Raw genomic sequence first — 4,088 nt, 5'->3', positions numbered from 1 at the left:
TAATTTGAAGCCCTTTTATCTTGCATGTAATAGATGGTAACTAATTCACCATTCAAATGTTTATCAAACTTCAAATGTTTTGAAATATGTTCGTGTTTTATAAATTCAATACCACATTTTAAGCCATATTCATAAAATATACTGTTTTTAATGTTTGCAGCTAATAATGTTGTCTCTTTATGTTTATGATACCGCTCAATATTGTTGATAATTAAAAAATATAATTTGTTTTTTTTATTTCCGAATTTTCTATTGATTCTTACATCTTGTGCTACTATTCGATCTTTAACAATTCTATCCCATGAATCTTTTTTAGTATAAACAATATTATCTTGATCTATAGCTTTAATCAAAGGTCTTACTATATCATCAATCTTATCTTCACTACGATTCAAAAATGTATAACTTTTATTTTTAGAATTAAATGTTAATTTGTATAATTTATCATTGTAATCTTCAACATCAAAAAATTCTTTTAAAATATGTGTATTATAAGGAATCAATAATTCTATTTCGGAATCAACAGCAGGCGTTTCATCAATATACAATCTCCACGTTTCTTGCAACGGAAAATATTTTAATTGATTATATGCCTCTTGAGTGATAATCAATGTGCCTTTACCTATTTTATTGATATCTTTTATCTTTTCAATTACATTGATTGTAACAGTAACTGAATTATCAGAATTTAATATGAATATATTGTCTCTATACCCTTGTTCAATAAATGAATTATATGTTTGTCTACATAATGATTTTGTTGGTTGAATGATTATATTCTTGAAATTTAATAGTCTGGTTGTACAAAGATATTCAACTAGACCTTTTGTTTTTCCTGAACCACAAGGTCCGTCAACTGTAAATATTTTTTTTTGGCTCACAATTCCTCTCAAAAATTATACATAAATAATCTATAGTAAAAGTTATTCTTTTTTATATTATATAATATATAAAAAGAAAAAACTATTTTTTTTTTTGGATCAATTTATGCTTGAACATAAAATAGTAGATGTTGAAAAAGACATGAAAGATTGTTACAATGGTAATTACAACATAGCAAAAGCCGGAATTTCTCATTCTTATACTGAAGAACAATTAACAGAAATAATTAAATGCAAAAAAGACATTATTTATTTTATTGAAAATTATGTGAAAATCATAAATCTCGATGAAGGGATGGTTCCCTTCAAATTATATGATTATCAAAAAGAAATGATAACTGCTTTTAAAGAAAATAAATATATCATCTGTCTACTTGCTAGACAGATGGGTAAGTGCGTGACATATTCAACGATTATAAATATAAGGAATAAAAAAACAAATCAAGTTCAAGAAATTGAAATTGGTAAATTTTACAACCTTATAAGAGAAGAAAATCTACGATCAACAACTAATAAAAATATGTAAAGAAATAATCAATATTTCAATTGATAATAAAATCTACAAAAATACTAAAATATAAAGGTAAAAGAATGACTGAACAAGAAATTGAAAATTATATTACTGGTAATAAACTTGAAGCTCCGCGATTAACACCAGAATATATCGATAGTTTGATTATATCAGAAGATTATTATCATTTTCCTGGTACAAATATTGTAGTATGTTGTTTATTGGTTAAAAATAAATTTGGTGTGATAGGAGAAAGTTCTTGTGTATCGGATGATAATTTTGATATTGAATTAGGTAAAAAGATTTCATTTGAAAATGCTAGAGATAAAATATGGATGTTAGAAGGTTATTTGTTAAAAGAGAAATTGTATGAAAATGCTAGCGATTAATGGGTATTTTCTATTAGTTAATGATGAAGATTTGTAGCTCGAATTTTTATAAAATATAAATAATTAAAATTCAAAATTTTTAAGAATGTACTACAATACAGATAGAAGAAAATAAATTAAAAAGGATTTTTATGTATAAATTCGAAGAATTTAACAGGTTAGACGAAGAAGAAAGGAAACGACTGACCGGAGGGGTCTGGAAACGAATGCGTTCCGGAGGAATGATTTATGTTGATCATGATGGTAACATATTAGCGGGTGGAAATAAATCATTGCATGATAAAATTTCAAAAATAAAAAAAGATTTATGGTTAGCTCATCCAGAAAAAGTTGAAATAGATGATATTATTGCAAATAAAACTTCTGATATAACACAATTAGTATTACACGATAAAATTTCAGAATTGAGGAAAGATTATCCAACTATATCAGAAAGTGTATTAAAGGTTTCTGAAGAAAGACAAAAATTATTAGATAATATTGAATCTTCTAAAATGCCAGAATGGAGTAAGAAGAACGAAATTGCTAAAGCGGAACGAGAATTTTCAAGAAAAATGGGTTGGTTAGCAAGAGCAGATTCTTATAATGATATAGCAAATGAAATAAATAAAGGTGTAGCTGATATATCTAGTGTTATTAAAAATGAATTAGGTAATGCTGCAAATGAAAAGATAATGCAATTAATAAATAGTATAAACAATTCAATTAACTTACCATCAACCGATACTCAAGAAAATAATTGGGTACAAAACAATTTAAGTGATAAAGTTTTGAGTTTAGTGAAAGAATTACTTAAAGAAAATCCAATGTCAGAAATCGACGATAATCCATATATTAAAAAATAAGAGGAAATACCATGGCAGCACTAGATACACTCGTTACAACTACTTCAAACCCTTTATTAGCTTTATTGAAAAATAAAACATTAACTAACCTAGAAACCTGGAAACAAATCCAGAATTTAATTAATCTATTATCTGGTACAGCTCCATTATTAGCATTTCTTTTCCCACAATTTGCAGCATTATTAACTCCTGCGTTATTATTACAATTAGGAACAGCAGTTGCTGCTATCAACGCATATTTCACTACTGCAACTACCTCTAAAATCGGTCTTTAATCAATAAAATTTAAGGAAATAATATGTTAGCACGTTTAGAAAGAGCAAAAGAAATTTTAAGTAATGATAAAGCTATGCTGTATGATAGTGTTTTAACATTTTGTGAAACAGGAGTACATTCTCTTGAAGATGAAGATTTAGAATTATTAGTTGGTTATATCTATGAGAAAGAACAATTGATTTCATTATTTGAATATTATTATCATGAAGTTTGTGGCGAATTATTAAATGATATTGAATCCGATGAATATTTTGAAGATGAAGATTTAGACGAAGAATAATATAAATAAAAATAAATTTATTTTAAATGGCCATATTTTTATGGCCATTTTTATTTGTAGGAGATAAAATGAAAACATTTATTGAATTTTTAAATGAAGATATAAATATCAATAAACCATTGATAGTCGTCGATATCCAACCAGAATATCAACGATTTTGTAAAAAATTAATAACTAAAAAATTTATTGATATCATCAATAATCAAAAAAATATCATTTGGTTTTGGAATGGGGAAGATTATACGAATGATACAAAAGAAAAATTGATAAATTGGTTAAATGATTTTGATATAGATACCGATCATATAATTTTTATTGAAAAAGGATATGGTTTTTTTAGAGATTGGATGGATATGGGGATCGATTCATCAACGATTATTTCTGTTATCAGAGAAATGGTATTGAAGAAAGTAACTAATAGTGATGATTTAGATCCAGAATATATTGATAAAATTACAGATGGTGCAACACATATTTCAAATATCTATTTACCTAATATAAGTATTAGTATGTTAAAAAAATTGAGTGGAGCATATATTTGTGGAGGAGGGAAAAATGAATGTTTATGGGAAATAGAATTATTGATGAATGCTTTTAATATTAAATATACAGAATTAAAAGATTTTATATACGAGGGATGAGAGATAAATTATGCCAAATAGTATAATTAAAAAAGTAAGCGATGTTTTAGATAAACCTGTCGATGAAATAGAAAAATTGTGGGATAAAGCGAAAGAAATGGCTAAAAATGATTATGATAGTGCAAATAATTATGAAATAATTATGGGAATTTTCAAACATTCGTTAGGTAAAGAAGCGAATATGAAATTAGGATGGGATACCAATTGGTCACCGCAAAATGAAGAATTACTATTACAAAGATCAAGTGGGGTATTTTTTTAATGG

The 4,088-nt window shown here is 26.0% G+C and carries 8 protein-coding genes; 7 read left to right on the top strand and 1 reads right to left on the bottom strand.

Annotated elements, in window-relative coordinates; genetic code table 11:
• A partial coding sequence (locus PHC28_RS16445; protein WP_300103200.1) for a DEAD/DEAH box helicase family protein occupies positions 1-881 on the bottom strand: 881 nt, incomplete at its 3' end.
• A gap of 106 nt (positions 882-987) precedes the next feature.
• On the opposite strand from PHC28_RS16445, the gene PHC28_RS16440 reads away from it, so the two are divergent.
• The 7 genes from PHC28_RS16440 (at position 988) to PHC28_RS16410 (ending at position 4,085) form a co-directional block, all read left to right on the top strand.
• Positions 988-1,407 carry a hypothetical protein gene (locus PHC28_RS16440; protein ID WP_300103199.1) on the top strand — a complete coding sequence of 140 codons (420 nt, stop codon included), beginning with the start codon at positions 988-990 and terminating at the stop codon, positions 1,405-1,407.
• Between the two features lie 65 nt (positions 1,408-1,472).
• Positions 1,473-1,781 carry a Gp49 family protein gene (locus tag PHC28_RS16435; RefSeq protein ID WP_300103198.1) on the top strand — a complete coding sequence of 103 codons (309 nt, stop codon included), beginning with the start codon at positions 1,473-1,475 and terminating at the stop codon, positions 1,779-1,781.
• Between the two features lie 131 nt (positions 1,782-1,912).
• Positions 1,913-2,626: a hypothetical protein gene (locus tag PHC28_RS16430; protein WP_300103197.1), complete on the top strand. Its 714-nt coding sequence runs from the start codon at positions 1,913-1,915 to the stop codon at positions 2,624-2,626.
• An 11-nt stretch (positions 2,627-2,637) separates the two neighbouring features.
• The gene (locus PHC28_RS16425) at positions 2,638-2,901 is read left to right on the top strand and encodes a hypothetical protein (protein WP_300103196.1); all 264 of its coding nucleotides are present in this window, start codon (positions 2,638-2,640) and stop codon (positions 2,899-2,901) included.
• A 23-nt stretch (positions 2,902-2,924) separates the two neighbouring features.
• Positions 2,925-3,182, top strand: a complete 258-nt coding sequence (locus PHC28_RS16420) for a hypothetical protein (RefSeq protein WP_300103195.1) — start codon at positions 2,925-2,927, stop codon at positions 3,180-3,182.
• 26 nt (positions 3,183-3,208) lie between these two features.
• The gene (locus PHC28_RS16415; RefSeq protein ID WP_300103194.1) at positions 3,209-3,823 is read left to right on the top strand and encodes a hypothetical protein; all 615 of its coding nucleotides are present in this window, start codon (positions 3,209-3,211) and stop codon (positions 3,821-3,823) included.
• Between the two features lie 10 nt (positions 3,824-3,833).
• Positions 3,834-4,085, top strand: a complete 252-nt coding sequence (locus PHC28_RS16410) for a hypothetical protein (RefSeq protein WP_300103193.1) — start codon at positions 3,834-3,836, stop codon at positions 4,083-4,085.
• Positions 4,086-4,088: the final 3 nt, after the last annotated feature.

Origin of the sequence: Flavobacterium sp., from assembly GCF_028712645.1 — a bacterium.
In the GTDB taxonomy this organism is placed as follows: domain Bacteria; phylum Bacteroidota; class Bacteroidia; order Flavobacteriales; family Flavobacteriaceae; genus Flavobacterium.
This window is presented reverse-complemented; position numbering and strand designations above follow the sequence as displayed.